The 20,050-nt window shown below is 73.4% G+C and carries 17 protein-coding genes; all 17 read left to right on the forward strand.

Annotated elements, in window-relative coordinates; all coding sequences use genetic code 11:
• The first annotated feature begins 236 nt into the window (after positions 1-236).
• The 17 genes from pyrR (at position 237) to def (ending at position 20,047) form a co-directional block, all read left to right on the forward strand.
• A complete protein-coding gene (pyrR, locus tag O7613_RS06290; RefSeq protein ID WP_282292700.1) occupies positions 237-821 on the forward strand; it encodes a bifunctional pyr operon transcriptional regulator/uracil phosphoribosyltransferase PyrR in 585 nt (194 codons plus the stop codon).
• Positions 818-1,744, forward strand: coding sequence for an aspartate carbamoyltransferase catalytic subunit (locus O7613_RS06295; protein WP_281583728.1), 927 nt, complete (start codon positions 818-820; stop codon positions 1,742-1,744). The genes pyrR and O7613_RS06295 overlap by 4 nt, the downstream gene beginning before the upstream one ends.
• Complete coding sequence (locus O7613_RS06300; RefSeq protein WP_282292701.1) at positions 1,741-3,072, forward strand: dihydroorotase; 1,332 nt, start codon at positions 1,741-1,743, stop codon at positions 3,070-3,072. Before O7613_RS06295 ends, O7613_RS06300 begins: the two co-directional genes overlap by 4 nt.
• 55 nt (positions 3,073-3,127) lie before the next feature.
• Positions 3,128-4,276: a glutamine-hydrolyzing carbamoyl-phosphate synthase small subunit gene (carA, locus tag O7613_RS06305; protein WP_282292703.1), complete on the forward strand. Its 1,149-nt coding sequence runs from the start codon at positions 3,128-3,130 to the stop codon at positions 4,274-4,276.
• Positions 4,269-7,661, forward strand: a complete 3,393-nt coding sequence (gene carB / locus O7613_RS06310; RefSeq protein WP_282292705.1) for a carbamoyl-phosphate synthase large subunit — start codon at positions 4,269-4,271, stop codon at positions 7,659-7,661. The genes carA and carB overlap by 8 nt, the downstream gene beginning before the upstream one ends.
• A 106-nt stretch (positions 7,662-7,767) precedes the next feature.
• Positions 7,768-8,784: a quinone-dependent dihydroorotate dehydrogenase gene (locus O7613_RS06315; RefSeq protein ID WP_281583724.1), complete on the forward strand. Its 1,017-nt coding sequence runs from the start codon at positions 7,768-7,770 to the stop codon at positions 8,782-8,784.
• Positions 8,785-8,816: 32 nt separating this feature from the next.
• Complete coding sequence (locus O7613_RS06320) at positions 8,817-10,091, forward strand: adenosylmethionine--8-amino-7-oxononanoate transaminase (protein ID WP_282292706.1); 1,275 nt, start codon at positions 8,817-8,819, stop codon at positions 10,089-10,091.
• Positions 10,092-10,176: 85 nt separating this feature from the next.
• Positions 10,177-11,013 carry an orotidine-5'-phosphate decarboxylase gene (gene pyrF / locus O7613_RS06325; protein ID WP_282292707.1) on the forward strand — a complete coding sequence of 279 codons (837 nt, stop codon included), beginning with the start codon at positions 10,177-10,179 and terminating at the stop codon, positions 11,011-11,013.
• A 177-nt stretch (positions 11,014-11,190) separates the two neighbouring features.
• Positions 11,191-11,508 carry an integration host factor, actinobacterial type gene (gene mihF / locus O7613_RS06330; RefSeq protein WP_013285515.1) on the forward strand — a complete coding sequence of 106 codons (318 nt, stop codon included), beginning with the start codon at positions 11,191-11,193 and terminating at the stop codon, positions 11,506-11,508.
• Between the two features lie 25 nt (positions 11,509-11,533).
• The gene (locus tag O7613_RS06335) at positions 11,534-12,067 is read left to right on the forward strand and encodes a guanylate kinase (protein ID WP_281583721.1); all 534 of its coding nucleotides are present in this window, start codon (positions 11,534-11,536) and stop codon (positions 12,065-12,067) included.
• A 51-nt stretch (positions 12,068-12,118) separates the two neighbouring features.
• Complete coding sequence (gene rpoZ, locus O7613_RS06340; protein ID WP_025617742.1) at positions 12,119-12,385, forward strand: DNA-directed RNA polymerase subunit omega; 267 nt, start codon at positions 12,119-12,121, stop codon at positions 12,383-12,385.
• A 14-nt stretch (positions 12,386-12,399) separates the two neighbouring features.
• Complete coding sequence (coaBC, locus tag O7613_RS06345) at positions 12,400-13,608, forward strand: bifunctional phosphopantothenoylcysteine decarboxylase/phosphopantothenate--cysteine ligase CoaBC (RefSeq protein ID WP_282292709.1); 1,209 nt, start codon at positions 12,400-12,402, stop codon at positions 13,606-13,608.
• 82 nt (positions 13,609-13,690) lie between these two features.
• Complete coding sequence (gene metK, locus O7613_RS06350; RefSeq protein ID WP_282292710.1) at positions 13,691-14,896, forward strand: methionine adenosyltransferase; 1,206 nt, start codon at positions 13,691-13,693, stop codon at positions 14,894-14,896.
• Positions 14,893-16,875, forward strand: coding sequence for a primosomal protein N' (locus tag O7613_RS06355; protein WP_282294489.1), 1,983 nt, complete (start codon positions 14,893-14,895; stop codon positions 16,873-16,875). The genes metK and O7613_RS06355 overlap by 4 nt, the downstream gene beginning before the upstream one ends.
• Positions 16,876-17,098: 223 nt before the next feature.
• The gene (locus O7613_RS06360) at positions 17,099-18,082 is read left to right on the forward strand and encodes an AAA family ATPase (RefSeq protein ID WP_282292711.1); all 984 of its coding nucleotides are present in this window, start codon (positions 17,099-17,101) and stop codon (positions 18,080-18,082) included.
• Positions 18,083-18,169: 87 nt separating this feature from the next.
• Positions 18,170-19,444, forward strand: coding sequence for a cytochrome P450 (locus tag O7613_RS06365; RefSeq protein ID WP_282292713.1), 1,275 nt, complete (start codon positions 18,170-18,172; stop codon positions 19,442-19,444).
• Between the two features lie 42 nt (positions 19,445-19,486).
• Positions 19,487-20,047, forward strand: coding sequence for a peptide deformylase (gene def, locus O7613_RS06370; RefSeq protein WP_281583716.1), 561 nt, complete (start codon positions 19,487-19,489; stop codon positions 20,045-20,047).
• The last annotated feature ends 3 nt before the right edge of the window (positions 20,048-20,050 follow it).

Consider the following 20,050-nt stretch of genomic DNA (forward strand, 5'->3'; position numbering starts at 1 on the left):
GTGACGGTACGGGGATTGCGACACGTGGTCAAGTGTTACGGTCCACGACGTCTGGGCGCCGGTCTGGCTTGTCCACATTTCTCCGGGCTGACCGGCAGGTCAGGACCGGCGACGGTGGGTCGGATGACCGCTGGTAACGTGGCGTGAAGCCCCGGTCCGGGCCCGTCGAGGGTCCGCCGGGAGTTGATCGACGTCCTTTAACGACCCGTCCCGTGAGGCGGGGAAGGAGGTCCGCCGTGGCCTACCCACCGGCTGCCCATCCGTCGCCGCCGCGACAACCCTCGGTAAAGGTGATCCTCGCCGCACCCGACGTCTCGCGGGTGGTCGACCGCATCGCCCACCAGATCCTGGAGAAGACCCAGGGCGCCGCCGACACCGTGCTGCTCGGCATCCCCACCCGGGGCGTGCCGCTGGCCCGCCGCCTCGCGGCCCGGATCAGCACCTTCGAGGACGTGACCGTCCCGGTGGGCGTGCTCGACATCACGCTCTACCGCGACGACCTGCGCCGGCACGCCACCCGCGCGGTCGGCCCGACCGACCTGCCGCCGGGCGGGATCGACGGCCGCCGGGTCGTGCTCGTCGACGACGTGCTCTTCTCCGGCCGCACTGTGCGGGCCGCGCTCGACGCGCTCAGCGACGTCGGCCGCCCGGCCTCCGTGCAGCTCGCCGTCCTGGTCGACCGCGGCCACCGCCAACTGCCGATCCGCGCCGACTACGTGGGCAAGAACATCCCCACCGCGCTGGCCGAGAACGTCAAGGTCACCCTCGCCGAGACCGACGGCGCGGACGAGGTACGGCTGTACGGAGGCGACCTCTCATGATCCGGCACCTGCTCTCCGGCGCGGACCTGGACGCCGACACCGCCACGCTGGTGCTTGATACCGCCGCCGAGATGGCCACCGTGGCCGGCCGTGAGGTCAAGAAGCTGCCGGCGCTGCGCGGACGCACCGTGGTCAACCTCTTCTACGAGGACTCCACCCGGACCCGGATCTCGTTCGAGGCGGCCGCCAAGCGACTCAGCGCCGACGTGATCAACTTTTCGGCCAAGGGCTCCAGCGTGGCCAAGGGGGAGAGCCTGAAGGACACCGCGCTCACCCTCCAGGCGATGGGTGCGGACGCGGTGGTCGTCCGGCACCCCGCCTCCGGCGCGCCGCACCGGCTGGCCGACTGGGTGGACGGGTCGGTGGTCAACGCCGGCGACGGCACCCACGAGCATCCCACCCAGGCGCTGCTCGACGCGTACACCATGCGCTCCCGCCTGGGCCGGCTCGCCGGCCTGCACGTGGCGATCGTCGGCGACGTGCTGCACTCCCGGGTGGCCCGCTCCAACGTGCTGCTGCTCAGCACGCTCGGCGCGAAGGTCACGCTCGTCGGCCCGCCGACGCTCATCCCGGTCGACATCGCGCCCGCGCTCGCCCCCGGCATCGACGTCTCCTACGACCTCGACACCGTTGCACCGAACGTGGACGTGGTGATGATGTTGCGGGTGCAGCGGGAGCGGATGAGCGACTCCTACTTTCCGTCGGCCCGGGAGTACGCCCGCCGGTACGGGCTGGACGGGCCGCGCATGCGCCGGCTGCCCGAGCACGCGATCGTCATGCACCCGGGCCCGATGAACCGGGGCATGGAGATCACACCCGAGGTGGCCGACTCGCCCCGCTCCACCATCGTCGAACAGGTCGCCAACGGGGTCTCCGTGCGGATGGCCGTCCTCTACCTGCTGCTCGGAGGGAACAACCGGTGACCGCGTACCTCATCAGGAACGTCCGTGTGCTCGACGGCGAGCCGACCGACCTGCTCATCCGCGACGGCGTGGTGGCCGAGGTCGGCGCCGGCCTGACCGCCGACGATGCCACGACTGTCGACGCGACCGGCCTGGTCGCGCTGCCCGGCCTGGTCGACCTGCACACCCACCTGCGCGAGCCGGGCCGGGAGGACGCCGAGACGGTCGAGTCCGGCTCCCGGGCGGCGGCGCTCGGCGGCTACACCGCGGTCTGCGCGATGGCCAACACCTCGCCGGTCGCCGACACCGCCGGCGTGGTCGAGCAGGTGTGGCGGCTCGGCCGGGAGGCCGGCCTGGTCGACGTGCAGCCGATCGGCGCGGTCACGGTCGGGCTGGCCGGCGAGCGCCTGGCCGAGCTGGGCGCGATGGCCGACTCGGCGGCCCGGGTGCGGATCTTCTCCGACGACGGGCACTGCGTCGCCGACCCGCGGCTGATGCGCCGGGCGTTGGAGTACGTCAAGGCGTTCGACGGGGTGATCGCCCAGCACGCCGAGGAGCCCCGGCTCACCGAGGGCGCGCAGATGCACGAGGGTGAGGTGTCCACCCGGCTCGGGCTGACCGGCTGGCCGGCGGTCGCCGAGGAGGCGATCATCGCCCGGGACGTGCTGCTGGCCGAGCACGTGGGCAGCCGGCTGCACGTCTGCCACGTCTCCACCGCCGGCAGCGTCGAGGTGCTGCGGCAGGCCAAGTCGCGCGGGGTGCGGGTGACCGCCGAGGTGACGCCGCACCACCTGCTGCTCACCGACGAGGCGGTGAGCGGGCGGAGTGGGCTTGCGAGCCCCGCACTCGCGAACAACTGGAGCCCAGCGAGCAGCTACGACCCGGTCTTCAAAGTCAACCCGCCGCTGCGTACCGCCACGGACGTCGCCGCGCTGCGGGCCGCGCTGGCCGAGGGCGTGATCGACGTCATCGCCACCGACCACGCGCCGCACGCGGTGGAGGACAAGGAGTGCGAGTGGGCGTACGCCCGGCCCGGCATGCTGGGCCTGGAGACCGCGCTCTCGATCGCGCTCGACGTGCTCGGCCCGCGCTGGGACCTGATCGCCGAGCGGATGTCGCGGGTCCCGGCCCGGATCGCCGGGCTGGCCGGGCACGGGCTCGACCCGGCGCCCGGCGTGCCGGCCAACCTGACCCTGGTCGACCCGGCCGCCCGGCGCGTGATCGAGCCGGCCGAGCTGGCCAGCCGCAGTCGCAACACCCCGTACGCCCGCATGACGCTGCCGGGTCGCATCGTGGCGACCTTCCTGCGCGGCGAGCCGACGGTTCTGGACGGAAAGGCTGTCAAGTGAGCGCGAGGAACGCAGCGCAGCGGAGTCCCGCAGTCGCGAACGGAAGGCGGGCGCAGTGAGCAGTAGGCGGAGAAACGCGATCCTCGTCCTGGAGGACGGGCGCACGTTCCACGGCGAGGCGTACGGCAGCGTCGGGGAGACCTTCGGCGAGGCGGTCTTCAACACCGGCATGACCGGCTACCAGGAGACGCTCACCGACCCCTCCTACCACCGCCAGGTGGTGGTGCAGACCGCCCCGCACATCGGCAACACCGGCGTGAACGGCTCCGACGACGAGTCCGGCCGGATCTGGGTGGCGGGCTACGTGGTGCGCGACCCGGCCCGGATCAGCTCCAACTGGCGGGCCACCGGCGGCCTGGAGGACCGGCTCGCCGCCGAGGGCGTGGTCGGCATCAGCGGCGTGGACACCCGGGCGCTGACCCGGCACCTGCGCGAGCGCGGCGCGATGCGGGTCGGCGTCTCCAGTGTCGACGACGACCCGGACGCCCTGCTGGAGCGGGTCCGCCGCGCGCCGTCGATGGTCGGCGCGGACCTGTCCGCCGAGGTGACCACCGCGAAGCCGTACGTGGTCGAGGCGGTGGGCGAACACCGGTTCACGGTGGCCGCGCTGGACCTGGGCATCAAGCGCAACGTGCCGCGCCGGCTCGCCGCGCGCGGGGTCACCACCCACGTGCTGCCCGCCGACTCGACCATCGACGACCTGCTCGCCACCGGCGCGGACGCGGTGTTCCTCTCGCCCGGCCCGGGCGACCCGGCGACCGCCGACGTCCCGGTGGCCCTCGCGCGGGAGGTGCTCACCCGCCGGATCCCGCTGTTCGGCATCTGCTTCGGCAGCCAGATCCTCGGCCGGGCGCTCGGCTTCGGCACCTACAAGCTCGGGTACGGCCACCGCGGCATCAACCAGCCGGTGCTCGACCGGGCCACCGGCAAGGTGGAGGTGACGAGCCACAACCACGGCTTCGCGGTGCGGGTGCCGGGCGCCGGAGACGGAGCGGTGGTGCCCGACCAGGTGGTCGACACCGACTTCGGCGGCGTCCGGGTCTCCCATGTGTGCCTCAATGACAACGTGGTCGAGGGGCTGCGGGCCGAGGACGTGCCCGCCTTCACCGTCCAGTACCACCCGGAGGCGGCGGCCGGCCCGCACGACGCGGACTACCTGTTCGACCGCTTCGCGGAGCTCATCGAAGGCGGAAAGAATGCCTAAGCGGACCGACCTGAAGCACGTCCTGGTGATCGGCTCGGGGCCGATCGTGATCGGACAGGCCTGCGAGTTCGACTACTCGGGCACCCAGGCGTGTCGGGTGCTGCGCAGCGAGGGGATCCGGGTCAGCCTGGTCAACTCCAACCCGGCGACGATCATGACGGATCCGGAGTTCGCCGACGCCACGTACGTCGAGCCGATCACCCCCGAATTCGTCGAGCTGGTCATCGCCAGGGAACGCCCGGACGCGCTGCTGCCCACCCTGGGCGGGCAGACCGCGTTGAACACCGCGGTCGCGCTGCACTCCGCGGGCGTGCTGGAGAAGTACGGCGTCGAGCTGATCGGCGCGAACATCGAGGCGATCAACCGGGGCGAGGACCGGCAGCTGTTCAAGGAGATCGTGGCCAAGGCCGGCGTACGCCTCGGCGTCGAGGACCCGGCCGCGCTGACCCCGCGCTCGCGGGTCTGCCACTCCATGGACGAGGTGCGTGAGACGGTCGCCGAGCTGGGCCTGCCGGTGGTCATCCGGCCGTCGTTCACCATGGGCGGCCTCGGTTCCGGGATGGCGCACACCGACGCGGACCTCGACCGGATCGCCGGCACGGGACTGGCCGCCAGCCCGGTGCACGAGGTGCTGATCGAGGAGAGCGTGCTCGGCTGGAAGGAGTACGAGCTGGAGCTGATGCGCGACCGGCACGACAACGTGGTGGTGGTCTGCTCGATCGAGAACGTCGACCCGATGGGCGTACACACCGGGGACAGCGTCACGGTCGCGCCGGCCATGACGCTGACCGACCGGGAGTACCAGCGGCTGCGTGACCTCGGCATCGCGGTGCTGCGCGAGGTCGGGGTGGACACCGGCGGCTGCAACATCCAGTTCGCGGTCAACCCGGCCGACGGCCGGATCGTGGTGATCGAGATGAACCCGCGGGTGTCGCGTTCCTCGGCGCTGGCGTCGAAGGCCACCGGCTTCCCGATCGCCAAGATCGCCGCGAAGCTCGCGGTCGGCTACACGCTTGACGAGATCCCCAACGACATCACGCTCAGGACGCCCGCCGCGTTCGAGCCGACGCTCGACTACGTGGTGGTGAAGATCCCCCGGTTCGCGTTCGAGAAGTTCCCCGGCGCCGATCCGGAGCTGACCACCACGATGAAGTCGGTGGGGGAGGCGATGAGCCTGGGCCGCAACTTCTCCGAGGCGCTGAACAAGGCGATGCGCTCGATGGAAACCAAGGCGTCGGGCTTCTGGACCACCCCCGACCCGGCGGGGGCGACCCGGGAGAACACGCTCGCCGCGCTGCGGGTGCCGCACGACGGCCGGCTCTACACCGTCGAGCGGGCGCTGCGCCTGGGCGCGTCGATCGCCGAGGTGGCCGAGGCGTCCGGTGGCATGGACCCGTGGTTCCTGGACCAGATCGCCGCGCTGGTCGAGCTGCGGGCCGAGATCGCCGGCGCCCCGGTGCTCGACGCCGCGCTGCTGCGGCGGGCCAAGCGGGCCGGCCTGTCCGACCGGCAGCTCGCCGCGCTGCGACCCGAGCTGGCCGCCGAGGACGGCGTCCGCACGCTGCGGCACCGGCTGGGGATCCGGCCGGTCTACAAGACGGTGGACACCTGCGCGGCCGAGTTCGAGGCGACCACGCCCTACCACTACTCGACGTACGACACCGAGACCGAGGTGGCGCCCTCGGCCCGGCCGAAGGTGCTCATCCTCGGCTCCGGGCCGAACCGGATCGGACAGGGCATCGAGTTCGACTACTCGTGCGTGCACGCGGTTCAGGCGCTGCGAAGCGCGCCGATCGGCACAGCCGCCGGGTCCGGTTCCGGCGCCGAAGGCGTCGGTTACGAGACGGTGATGGTCAACTGCAACCCGGAGACCGTCTCCACCGACTACGACACCGCCGACCGGCTCTACTTCGAGCCGCTGACGTTCGAGGACGTGCTGGAGGTCTGGCACGCCGAGGACTCGTCCGGCCGGGCGGCCGGTGGTCCCGGCGTGGTCGGGGTGGTGGTGCAGCTCGGCGGTCAGACCCCGCTCGGCCTGGCCCAGCGGCTCAAGGACGCGGGCGTGCCGGTCGTCGGCACCTCGCCGGAGTCGATCCACCTGGCCGAGGAGCGGGGCGCGTTCGGCGCGGTGCTGGCCCGGGCCGGGCTGCGCGCGCCCGCGCACGGCATGGCCACCTCGTACGACGAGGCGAAGGCGATCGCCGACGAGATCGGATATCCGGTGCTGGTCCGGCCCTCGTACGTGCTCGGCGGCCGGGGCATGGAGATCGTCTACGACGATCCCACGCTGCGCGACTACATCGGCCGGGCCACCGACATCTCGCCCGACCACCCGGTGCTCGTGGACCGCTTCCTCGACGACGCCATCGAGATCGACGTGGACGCGCTCGTCGACGCGGACGGCGACGTCTACCTGGGTGGCGTGATGGAGCACATCGAGGAGGCCGGCATCCACTCCGGCGACTCGTCCTGCGCGCTGCCGCCGATCACGCTGGCCGGCTCGCACCTGGCCGAGGTGCGCCGCTACACCGAGGCGATCGCCCGCGGCGTCGGGGTACGCGGCCTGCTCAACGTCCAGTACGCGCTCCAGGGCGACCTGCTCTATGTGTTGGAGGCCAACCCGCGCGCGTCCCGCACCGTGCCGTTCGTCTCGAAGGCGACGGCGGTGCCGTTGGCCAAGGCGGCGGCCCGGATCGCGCTCGGCGCCACCATCGCCGACTTGCGCGCCGAGGGGATGCTGCCGCCGACCGGGGACGGCGGCAGCATGCCGCCGGACGCGCCGATCGCGGTCAAGGAGGCGGTGCTGCCGTTCAAGCGGTTCCGGACCCCGTCGGGCAAGGGCATCGACGTGCTGCTCGGCCCGGAGATGCGTTCCACCGGCGAGGTGATGGGCATCGACACCGGCTTCGGTCAGGCGTTCGCCAAGTCGCAGGCCGCCGCATACGGGTCGCTGCCCACCACCGGGAAGATCTTCGTGTCGGTGGCGAACCGGGACAAGCGCGGCATGATCTTCCCGATCAAGCGCCTGGCCGATCTGGGTTTCGAGATCGTCGCCACCACCGGCACGGCCGAGGTGCTGCGCCGGCACGGTATCGCCTGCGAGCAGATCCGCAAGCACTACGAGGCGGGTGCGGGCGCGGACGCGGTCTCGCTGATCCTCGGCGGCGACGTGGCGCTCGTGGTGAACACACCGCAGGGGTCCGGGGCGAGTGCCCGCTCGGACGGCTACGAGATCCGCAGCGCCGCCGTCATGGCGGACATCCCCTGCGTCACCACGGTCCCCGGCGCCGCGGCGGCGGTGATGGGCATCGAGGCGCGCATCAACGGCGACCTCCGGGTCCGCCCCCTCCAGGACCTGCACGCCGCCCTCCGGGCCAACGAGTGACCACCCGCACGTCCGCGTCGAAGTGCCCGGCGATCATGAAGTTGGCGGCGATGTGGATCTCCGCCGCCGCCGTCAACTTCATGATCACCGGACCGGGGGGTGCGGGGTGATGTTTGAGAAGGTGGTGCGGCCCCGGCTCTTTGCCCTTGGGGGTGGGGACGCGGAAGTGGCGCACGAGTGGACGCTCGGGCGGCTTGCGGGGGTTTCTCGGCGGGGTGCGGCGTTGGCCGCGTTGCGGCGGGTCTATTTTCGGGCTTCGCCGCGCACCGTGTTCGGGGTGCGGTTTCCCAACCCGGTCGGGCTGGCGGCCGGGATGGACAAGAACGGGGTCGCGCTGCCCGCCTGGCCGGCGCTGGGCTTCGGCTTCGTCGAGGTCGGCACCGTGACCGCGCACGCCCAACCGGGCAACCCCCGGCCCCGGCTGTTCCGGCTGCCCGACAGCGAGGCCGTGATCAACCGGATGGGGTTCAACAACGCCGGCGCGCCCGCCCTGGCGGCCCGGCTGGCGGCGCTGCCGCGCCCGCTCGGCGTGCCGCTCGGCATCTCGCTCGGCAAGTCCAAGGTGACCCCGCTGGACGACGCCGTCGAGGACTACCTCGCCTCCTACCGGGCGCTTGCCGACCACGGCGACTACTTCGCGGTGAACGTGTCCTCACCGAACACCCCGGGCCTGCGGTCGCTTCAGGACCGTTCCCACCTGGACGCGCTGCTCGCCGCGCTGGTCGGCGAGAAGCCGGTGCTGGTGAAGATCGCCCCGGACCTCACCGAGGCCGCCGTCGCCGAGCTGCTGGAGGTCTGCCTCGACCGGGGCGCGGCCGGCGTCATCGCCACCAACACCACACTCGGCCGGGACGGGCTCGCCCCGGCCGACCGGGCGCGCGGCGCCGAAGCCGGTGGCCTGTCCGGCCGGCCGCTGACCGGGCGGGCCCGGGAACTGGTCGGGTTCGTGCACCGGGAGACCGGGGGACGGCTGCCGGTGATCGGCGTCGGCGGCATCCTCGACCCGGACGACGCGACCCGGATGTTCGACGCCGGCGCCGACCTGGTCCAGCTCTACACCGGATTCATCTACCGGGGCCCGGCCCTGGTCCGGTCAACCGTCCGGGCGGTCGCCGGACGCTGACCGGACCGGGCGCACCCCACGAAGGAGCAGCCGTGACGCCCGAGGAGATCCTCGCCGCCGACCGCCGGCACGTCTGGCACCCGTACGCGGCGCTGCCGCCGGCCAGCCCGCCGCTCGTGGTGCGCAGCGCCGAGGGCGTACGGCTGCGGCTGGCCGACGGGCGGGAGCTGGTCGACGGCATGTCGTCGTGGTGGGCGGCGATCCACGGCTACCGGCACCCGGTGCTCGACGCCGCGGTGACCGACCAGCTCGGCCGGATGAGCCACGTGATGTTCGGCGGGCTCACCCACGAGCCCGCGGTACGCCTGGCCGAGACGCTCGTCGAGCTGGCCCCGGACGGCCTGGAGCACGTCTTCCTGGCCGACTCCGGCTCGGTCAGCGTCGAGGTCGCGGTGAAGATGTGCCTCCAGTACCAGCGCGCCGTGGGGCGCCCGGAGCGCCGCCGGCTGGGCACCTGGCGGGGCGGCTACCACGGCGACACGTTCCACCCGATGAGCGTCTGCGACCCGGAGGGCGGCATGCACCACCTCTGGGGCGACGTGCTGCCCCGGCAGGTGTTCGCGCCGCTGCCGCCGGCCGGCTTCGACACCCCGCCGGACCCGGCGTACGAGGCGGCGCTCTCCGACGCCGTCGAGCGGCACGCCGACGAACTGGCCGCGGTGATCGTGGAGCCGGTGGTGCAGGGCGCCGGCGGGATGCGGTTCCACCACCCGCACTACCTGCGGGTGCTGCGCGAGGTGACCCGGCGCCACGGCATCCTGCTGGTCTTCGACGAGATCGCCACCGGCTTCGGCCGGACCGGGCGGATGTTCGCCGCCGAGCACGCCGGCGTCACGCCGGACGTGCTCTGCGTCGGCAAGGCGCTCACCGGCGGCTACCTCACGCTGGCCGCGGCGCTCTGCACCCGGGAGGTGGCCGCCGCGATCTCCGCCGACGGGGTGCTGGCGCACGGGCCGACGTTCATGGGCAACCCGCTCGCCTGCGCGGTCGCCAACGCCTCCCTGAGCCTCCTGCGGGCCAGTGACTGGGCCGGCCGGGTGGCGGGGATCGCCGAGGGGCTGCGGGCCGGCCTGGCGCCGTTACGCGACGCCCCGGGGGTGGCCGACGTACGGGTGCTCGGCGCGATCGGTGTGGTGCAGCTCGACCACGAGGTGGATCTGCCGTCGGCCACCGCCGCCGCGGTGGCCGAGGGGGTGTGGCTGCGCCCGTTCCGGGATCTCGTCTACACCATGCCGCCGTACGTCTGTGACGACACCGACGTGGCCCGGATCGCGGCCGGCGTGGCCGCGGCGGTGAAGGCCGGCTGAGCCCGGCCGTGACGACCTGACGCGACGGGAGGCCCGTCGCGGTGACACGGAGGCGGTCGAGGCCGCCGGGAGAAGGAGAGACGTGATGGAGACGTTCGGCACCCGACTGCACCGGGCCATGGCGGAGCGCGGTCCGCTCTGCGTGGGCATCGACCCGCACCCGGGCCTGCTGGCCGATTGGGGGCTGCCCGACGACGTGGACGGGCTGGAGCGGTTCAGCCGCACCGTGGTGGAGGCGATCGGCGACCGGGTCGCCGTGGTCAAGCCGCAGTCGGCGTTCTTCGAGCGCTACGGCGCGCGCGGGGTCGGCGTGCTTGAGTCAACTATCCGACAGTTGCGAAATGCGGGCGCGCTCGTTCTCCTCGACGTCAAGCGCGGAGACATCGGATCGACCGTCCGCGCGTACGCCTCGGCGTACCTCGATCCATCCAACCCGCTGTATGTCGACGCGATCACCGCGAGCCCCTACCTGGGAGTAGGTTCACTCGCGCCGATGATCGAGACGGCCGCCGCGCACGGCAGCGGGGTGTTCGTCCTGGCCCTCACCTCGAACCCCGAGGGCGCCGCCGTGCAGCGCGCGGTCGGGGCCGACGGGCGCACCGTCGCGCAGCATGTGATCGATGAGATTTCCCAGCTCAACCGGGGTGCGGAGCCGCTCGGCAGCTTCGGTCTGGTGGTCGGTGCGACGATCGGTGAGACCGGTCACGACTTCGCCGCGGTCAACGGTCCGCTGCTCGCCCCGGGGATGGGCGCGCAGGGCGGCACCCCGGTCGGACTACGCGCGGTCTTCGGCGCCGCGCTGCCGTCGGTGTTGCCGTCGTACTCCCGGGAGGTGTTGGGTGCGGGGCCCGAGCCGGCCGCCCTACGGGCCGCCACCGAGCGCGCGCAGGCCGAGTGTCGGACCGCCCTGAGCGCCGCCTGACTGACTGACGGCTCGGTCACTTTACGTTGATCATCGCGCGTCCACGTTGCCGAAAGCTCCGTTGACCGCTAGTTTTCCCCGCGCTGGGAACCACGGACCCCTTTGGTTGCCAGCGACACCACGTTTCACAGCTGCGGTGGGGCTCCGCCCGCCGTACTAGGGACCTGAGGAGAACTGGTGCCGCTCCCGTCACTGACCCCCGAGCAGCGCGCTGCCGCGCTGGAGAAGGCTGCGGAGATCCGCAAGGCCCGCGCTGAGCTGAAGGAGCAGCTCAAGCAGGGCAAGACCACCCTCGCCACCGTCCTTGAGCGGGCCGAGTCCGACGACGTCGTGGGCAAGCTGAAGGTTTCGGCAGTGCTCCAGGCGATGCCGGGCATCGGCAAGATCCGGGCCACCCAGATCATGGAGAAGCTCAAGATCGCGGACAGCCGTCGCCTGCGTGGCCTCGGCGAGCAGCAGCGCAAGGCGCTGCTCGGTGAGTTCGCCGCCAACTGAACGGACCACCGTGTAGAAACAAGCGGTGAGCACGGATGACGAGGCGCGCTCGGCGGCTCGGCTCACTGTCCTGTCCGGCCCTTCCGGGGCCGGGCGGGGCAGTGTCGTCGAGCTGGTCCGGGCGCGCCTTGCGTCGGTGTGGGTGCCGGTGGTCGCCACCACCCGCCCGCCCCGGCCCGGCGAGCGCGACGGCGTCGACCGGCTCTTCCTCGACCGGGCCGGCTTCGACCGGCTGGTCGACGCCGGCGAGCTGCTGGAGTGGTGCCGGATCGGGCCGTACCGCCGGGGGGTGCCCCGCGCCGACGTGCGGACCCGCCTCGCGCAGGGGCGGCCGGTGCTGCTGCCGCTTGACCTGGCCGGCGCGCTCGCCGTCGCGACCGCGGTGCCGCAGGCCCGGCTGGTGCTGCTCGCGCCGCCCGCGTACCGTGCCGACCCGGCCGTCGCGGCCGTCTTCGCACACGCCGTGGCCCACGACCGGACCGAGCGTGCGGCGGCCGAGCTGGTAGGATTGCTCGGTTCGTCATTCCTGGCCCCGGCCCGACCGCCCCCGGGCGGTTGAGCGGCCACCGACCGCCCCCGTGCGGCGCACGAGACGCAGAGGTCAAATTTCGTGGGATCCATCGCCACCAACCCCGAGGGCATCACCAATCCGCCGATCGACGAGCTGCTCGAGAAGACCACCTCGAAGTACGCGCTGGTGATCTTCGCTGCCAAGCGCGCCCGTCAGGTCAACGCCTACTACAGCCAGCTCGGTGAGGGCCTCCTGGAGTACGTCGGCCCGCTCGTGGAGACCACCCCGCAGGAGAAGCCGCTCTCCATCGCGATGCGCGAGATCAACTCCGGCCTGCTCACCGCCGAGCCGACCGACCAGCCGTAACCGCGCCCACGCCGATGCCCGCCGAGATCGTCCTCGGGGTCGGCGGCGGCATCGCCGCCTACAAGGCGTGTGAGCTGCTCCGGCTCCTCACCGAGTCGGGTCACCGCGTCCGGGTGGTGCCGACCGCGTCGGCGCTCCGCTTCGTCGGTGCGCCGACCTGGGCGGCGCTCTCCGGCCAGCCGGTCGCCGACGACGTCTGGTCCGACGTGCACGAGGTGCCGCACGTGCGCCTCGGGCAGCACGCCGACCTCGTCGTGGTCGCGCCCGCCACCGCCGACCTGCTCGCCAAGGCCGCCCACGGCCTCGCCGACGACCTGCTCACCAACACGCTGCTGACCGCGCGGTGCCCGGTGGTGCTCGCGCCGGCCATGCACACCGAGATGTGGGAGCACCCGGCCACCTCGGCCAACGTGGCCACGCTGCGGTCGCGGGGCGTCCGGGTGATCGAGCCGGCGGTCGGTCGGCTGACCGGGCGGGACACCGGCAAGGGTCGGCTGCCCGATCCGGCGGAGATCTTCGCGGTCGCCCGCCGGGCGCTGGCCCGGGGCGTGGACGCCCCGGCCGACCTGTCCGGCCGGCACGTGGTGGTCACCGCCGGCGGCACCCGCGAGCCCCTCGACCCGGTCCGCTATCTGGGCAACCGGTCCTCCGGCAAGCAGGGGTACGCGTTCGCCCGTGCCGCCGTGGCCCGGGGCGCCCGGGTGACGCTCGTCGCCGCCAACGTGACGCTCGCCGACCCGGCCGGGGTGGACCTGGTCCGGGTGGGCACCACCGAGGAGTTGCGCACGGCGACGCTCACGGCCTCCGCCGACGCGGACGCCGTGGTGATGGCCGCCGCGCCGGCCGACTTCCGCCCGGCCACCTACGCGACCGGGAAGATCAAGAAGTCGGAGGACGGTGTCGCGCCGACCATCGAGCTGGTCACCAACCCCGACATCGCCGCCGAGCTGGGCCGGCGCCGTCGGCCCGGGCAGGTGCTCGTGGTGTTCGCCGCGGAGACCCACGACGCCGAGGCCAACGGCCGCGCCAAGCTGGCCCGCAAGCGCGCCGACCTGATCGTGGTCAACGAGGTCGGTGTCGACAAGGTCTTCGGCGCGGAGACCAACGCGGCCACCGTGATCGGCGCCGACGGAGCCGTCCACCGGCTCACCGAACAGCCCAAGGAGGCCCTGGCCGACGCCGTCTGGGACCTCGTGGCCGCTCGACTCGACCTACCGTCCTGAGAGTTGGTCGGCTGGCGTTCCCGCACTCACAGTGCGACGGGGACGACTAAACTGCCGCCGAGCGACCTTTAAAAGTCTTCACATGCTTAGGAGTGCCGTGACACGTCTGTTCACGTCCGAATCGGTCACGGAAGGCCACCCGGACAAGATCGCCGACCAGATCAGCGACGGCATTCTCGACGCGCTGCTCGAACAGGACCCGCACAGCCGGGTCGCGGTCGAGACGTTGATCACCACCGGCCAGGTGCACGTCGCCGGCGAGGTGACCACGAAGGCGTACGCCGACATCCCGACCATCGTGCGGGAGACCATCCTCGGGATCGGCTACGACTCGTCGAAGAAGGGCTTCGACGGCGCCTCCTGCGGGGTGAGCGTGTCCATCGGCGCGCAGTCGCCGGACATCGCCCAGGGCGTGGACAACGCGTTCGAGCTGCGTACCGGCGGCTCGGAGAGCGCGCTCGACGCGCAGGGCGCCGGCGACCAGGGCATGATGTTCGGCTTCGCCTGCTCCGAGACGCCCGAGCTGATGCCGTTGCCGATCGCGCTCGCGCACCGGCTGGCCCGCCGGCTGTCCCAGGTGCGCAAGGACGGCACGATCCCCTATCTGCGGCCGGACGGCAAGACCCAGGTGACCATCGAGTACGACGGGCTGCGGCCGGTGCGGCTGAACACGGTGGTGGTGTCCAGCCAGCACGCGGCGGACATCTCGCTGGAGTCGCTGCTCACGCCGGACGTGCGGGAGCACGTGATCGCGCCGGAGCTGGAGGGTCTGGGGCTGGACACCGGCGGCTACCGGCTGCTGGTGAACCCGACCGGGCGGTTCGAGATCGGCGGCCCGATGGGTGACGCCGGGCTGACCGGCCGGAAGATCATCGTGGACACCTACGGCGGGTACGCCCGGCACGGCGGCGGCGCGTTCTCCGGCAAGGACCCGTCGAAGGTGGACCGGTCGGCCGCGTACGCGATGCGGTGGGTGGCCAAGAACGTGGTCGCCGCCGGGCTGGCCGAGCGGTGCGAGGCGCAGGTCGCGTACGCGATCGGCAAGGCGCACCCGGTGAGCCTGTTCGTCGAGACGTTCGGCACCGAGACGGTGCCGGTGGCCTCGATCGAGAAGGCTGTCGCCGAGGTGTTCGACCTGCGTCCGGCCGCCATCATCCGGGACCTGCACCTGCTGCGCCCGATCTACCGGCAGACCGCCGCGTACGGCCACTTCGGCCGGGAGCTGGCGGAGCTGACCTGGGAGGGCACCGACCGGGCCGCCGACCTCAAGTCGGCCGCGGGAGCCTGAGCGCCACCACGCGCCGCGACCGGCGACCCGCCGAGGGGTCGCCGGTCGCTCGCGTCTGCGTGGACGTGCCGCTGCCGCACCTCGACCGCCCGTTCGACTACCTGGTCCCCGAGACGCTCGACGTCGACGCGCGGCCCGGGGTCCGGGTGAAGGTCCGCTTCGCCGGTCAGCTCGTCGACGGGTGGTTGCTGGAGCGCGCCGCCGAGTCCGACCACCCGAAGCTGGCGTACCTGGAGAAGGTCGTCTCCCCGGTGCCGGTGCTCTCCCCGGAGGTGGCGCGGCTGGCCCGGGCGGTGGCCGACAGGTACGCCGGCAGCCTGGCCGACGTGCTCCGGCTGGCCGTGCCGCCGCGCCACGCCCGCGCCGAGAAGTCCGCCACCGCCGCCGACACGCCGGCCGAGGGGGCCGAACCGGTCGAGCCCGCCGTCGATCCGCGGGGCTGGCGGGACTATCCGGCCGGGCCGGCGCTGCTGCGCGCGCTCGCCGACGGCCGGGCACCCCGTGCCGTCTGGTCCGCCCTGCCGGGGGAGGACTGGGCCGAGCGGTACGCCGACGCAGTGGCGGCGACCGTGGCCGGGGGCCGGGGCGCCGTGGTGGTGGTCGCCGACGGCCGGGACCTGGACCGCCTGGACGCCGCCCTGACCGCGGTGCTGGGCGCCGGCCGGCACGCCTGCCTCACCGCCGCCGCCGGCCCGTCCCGGCGGTACCGTGCCTTCCTGGCCGCCCGCCGGGGCGAGGTGCCGGTGGTGGTCGGCACCCGGGCGGCGATGTTCGCCCCGGTCGAGCGGCTCGGCCTGGTGGCGGTCTGGGACGACGGGGACGACCTGCACTCCGAGCCTCGGGCGCCCTACCCGCACGCCCGCGAGGTGTTGCTCACCCGGGCGCAGTTGGCCGGCGCGGCGGCCCTGGTCGGCGGGTTCGCCCGGACCGCCGAAGGGCAGCTGCTGGTGGAGACCGGGTGGGCCCGGGAGGTGGTCGCCGACCGGGCCACCGTGCGCGCGCGGATGCCGGCGATGGCGCCCACCGGCGACGACCCGCAGCTGGCCCGGGACCCCGGCGCGGCCTCCGCCCGGCTGCCCAGCCTGGCCTGGACCACGGCCCGGGACGCGCTTCGCGCCGACCTGCCGGTGCTGGTGCAGGTGCCCCGTCGCGGCTACCTGCCTTCGGTCGCGTGCGCCGACTGCCGTGCGCCGGCCCGCTGCCCGCACTGCGCCGGTCCGCTCGGCCTGCCGTCGGCGCAGGGCACACCCGCCTGCCGGTGGTGCGGTCGGGTCGCCGCCGCGTACGCCTGCCCGGAGTGCGGTGGACGGCGGCTGCGCGCCTCGGTCACCGGGGCCCGGCGGACTGCCGAGGAAATGGGTCGGGCGTTCCCGGGGGTGCCGGTGCGGACCTCCGGGCGGGAGGAGGTGCTGGCGACCGTGCCCGGCGGCGCCGGGCTGGTGATCGCCACACCGGGCGCCGAGCCGGTCGCCGAGGGCGGCTACGGCGCGGTGCTGCTGCTCGACTCGTGGGCGCTGTTGACCCGGGCCGACCTGCGGGCCGGCGAGGAGGCGCTGCGCCGGTGGCTGACCGCCGCCGCGCTGGCCCGGCCCGGCGCGGCCGGTGGCCGGGTGGTGGTGGTGGCCGACGGCGCGCTCGCCCCGGTGCAGGCGCTGCTGCGCTGGGACGCGGCCTGGTTCGCGGCGCGGGAGCTGGCCGAGCGCCGCGAGCTGGGTTTCCCGCCGGCGGTGCGGATGGCAAGCGTCACCGGCGCGGCCGAGGCGGTGGCCGACCTGCTGGCCGGCGCGGGGCTGCCGGACGACGCGGAGATCCTCGGGCCGGTGCCGGCCGACGACGGCCGGGAGCGGATGCTGGTCCGGGTGCCGCGGGCCCGGGCCGCCGACCTGGCCGGCGCGCTGCACGCCGCGGCCGGGCAGCGCAGCGCCCGCAAGGCGGCCGACCCGGTCCGGCTTCAGGTCGACCCGCTCAGCCTGTTCTGAGGGGTGCCGTCACCGAGCGCGTCCGGCTCCTCGCACACGGTCGTGAGCTGGGGTTTGGCGCACACCTGGTCCGGCAGTTGGACAGCGCGCGGTGATAGCATCGCCCGTCATGCCCAGTCGTGCGAATTTTCCGCACGGGACGCGGCGCGGCGGGTGCTCCGGGCACGTCGGGCCACACGGATTCGATGTCGTCAGTCAGCCGGTGAGCAGGGGTGGACCAGTCGTGACCGTTCGTCAGTCGATCGTCTTCAACGGTGATCTCGGCAGCGGCAAGAGCACCGTTTCCGTCGAGATCGCCAAGCGGCTGGGGCTGCGCCGGGTCAGCGTCGGCGACCTCTACCGCCAGATGGCGCAGGAGCGGCAGATGACCGCGCTCCAGCTCAACCTGCACGCCGAGCTGGACCAGGCCGTCGACGGCTACGTCGACCAGCTCCAGCGGGACATCGCCGCCTCCGGCGAGTCGCTGGTGATGGACTCCCGCCTGGCCTGGCACTTCTTCACCGACGCGCTCAAGGTGCACATGATCACCGAGCCGACCGAGGCGGCCCGGCGGGTGCTCGCCCGGCCGTCCGGCCCGGCCGAGAGCTACACCTCGCTTGAGGAGGCGCGGGCCAAGCTGCGCGAGCGCAGCGAGAGCGAGCGCAACCGCTTCATCGTCCGGTACGGCGTGGACAAGGCCCGGCTGCGCAACTACGACCTGATCTGCGACACCACCCGGGCCACCCCGGAGCAGGTGATCCAGCACGTCGTCGACGTCTACGAGGGCCGGCTCGGCGCCGGTGTGCTGCGCGCCGGCCAGCCGCTGCTGCTGCTCGACCCGACCCGGGTCTACCCCACCGAGGACGTGGCCACGTTGCGCGGTCTCTGGGACCTGGAGCACGCCGGCGAGGCGACCGCGACCGACGCCGAGGCGATGGAACCGCTGAGCATCGGCTACACCGGGGAATACTTCTTCGTGGTCGACGGGCACCGGCGGCTCAGCGCGGCGGTGCGCGGCGGCCTCCCGATGGTCGCCGCCCGGCTGGTCGCCGAGGTGGAGGAGCCGGTGGTCGGCGGGATGAGCGCGGCCGACTTCTTCGCCGCCCAGGCCCGGCCGACCCTGATCCACGACTGGGAGGACGCGCACAGCATCACGCTGCCGCTGCCCGAGCACGCCCTGCTCGGCGGCGGCGCGGTGCTGGCCGGGGAGGCCGGCGCAGGCGTCTGACCCGACCCCGCCCCCGCGCGTGGGGATCGACCGATCCGGCGGCGCGGGGGCATGATGGGGTTCTCCGACGCCCGGGGAGGCCCGACCGTGGATCCTGCCGACGCCCTCGCGCTGCTGCTGTCACCGGCGGGCCGGGTCGATCCCTACCCGACGTACGAGCGGTTGCGGGCGCATGGTCCGGTGGTCCAGGCCGGACCGGTCTTCTACGTGGTCACCGGGTACGCCGAGGCCGACGCGATCCTGCGCGATCCCCGCTTCGGCGTGATGGACGACGAGCTGCGCGAGAGGTTCCTGCCCGGTTGGCGGGAGAGCCCGGCGATGATGTCGATCTCCCGGTCGATGCTGCGCACCAACCCGCCCGACCACAGCCGGATGCGCCGGCTCGCCGCCGGTACGTTCACCCCACGCCGGATCGCCGCCATGCGCCAGGTGGTTGAGGCACAGGCCGGCGAACTTGTCGACGCGATGGTGGCCGGTGGCCGGGACGGGGCACCCGTCGACTTCATGGCCGGGTTCGCGTACCCGCTGCCGGTCGCGGTGATCTGCGCGCTGCTCGGCGTGCCGGCGTCGGACCGGCCGCTGTTCCGGCGCTGGGCGACCGACCTGACGAACGTGCTGGAGCCGGAGATCACGCCCGAGGAGCTGGCGGTGGCCGACCGGGGCGCGGGCGAGCTGCGCGCCTACTTCACCGAGCTGGTGGCGGCCCGCCGCCGGGCCCCCGCCGACGACCTGACCACCGCGCTGGTCCAGGCGCACGAGGGCGACGGCGATCGGCTCTCCGGTGACGAGCTGCTGGCCAACCTGATCGTGCTGCTGGTGGCCGGTTTCGAGACCACCACGAACCTGCTCGGCAACGGCCTGGTGGCGCTGCTCGACCATCCGGGCGCGGCGGCGACGCTGCGCGAGCGTCCGGAGTTCGCTCCCGCGTACGTCGACGAGCTGCTGCGCTACGACTCGCCGGTGCAGCTCACCTCGCGGATGAGCACCGCGCCGTCCCGGCACGGCGGGGTCGACCTGCCCACCGAGAGCTGGATCATGGTGTCGCTCGGCGCGGCGAACCGGGACCCGCGCCGCTATCCGAAGCCGGAGCGCTTCGACCCGTGGCGGCCACAGGTCCATCCGCTGTCCTTCGGCGCCGGGCCGCACTACTGCCTCGGCGCGGCGCTGGCCCGGCTGGAGGCGCAGGTGGCGTTCCCGCTGCTGCTGCGCCGGCTGCCCGGATTGGCGGTGGCCGGCCGGCCCGAGCGGCGGGTCCGGCTCACCCTGCGCGGTTACGCCTCGCTGCCGGTCACGCCGGGGCGCGAGGCGGCCCCGGTCACCGTTGCCGGTACGCCGCCCGGGGCCCTCGGGCCGACTCCGTAGACTGGGGGCGCACCAGCCGTCCCAGACAAGGAGTCCCGCCGCGTGACCGTTCAGCCCATCCGTCTGTTCGGCGATCCGGTGCTGCGCACGCCGGCCGACCCGGTGGTCGACTTCGACGCCGAGCTGCGCAAGCTGGTCGCCGACCTGACCGACACGATGCGTGAGCAGGGCGGCGCCGGACTGGCCGCGCCGCAGCTCGGGGTGGGCCTTCGGGTGTTCACCTTCGACGTGGACGACATGCTCGGCCATCTGGTCAACCCGGTGCTGGAGTTCCCCGACGCCGAGGAGCAGGACGGCCCGGAGGGCTGCCTGTCCATCCCCGGCCTCTACTTCGACACCAAACGCCGGCAGAACGTGATCGCGAAGGGTTTCAGCGCCCACGGCGACCCGATGCAGATCGTCGGCACCGGCCTGATGGCCCGTTGCCTGCAACACGAGACCGACCACCTCGACGGGGTGCTCTTCGTCGACCGGCTCGACCCGGCCGGCCGCAAGGAGGCCATGAAGGCGATCCGCCAGGCCGAGTGGTACGACCAGGCCGACCCGCCCACGGTGAAGGTGAGCCCGCACGTTCTCCACAACCCGTTCGGCCTGGGGCGGTGACCC

Source organism: Micromonospora sp. WMMD975 (assembly GCF_029581215.1).
Lineage (GTDB): Bacteria > Actinomycetota > Actinomycetes > Mycobacteriales > Micromonosporaceae > Micromonospora.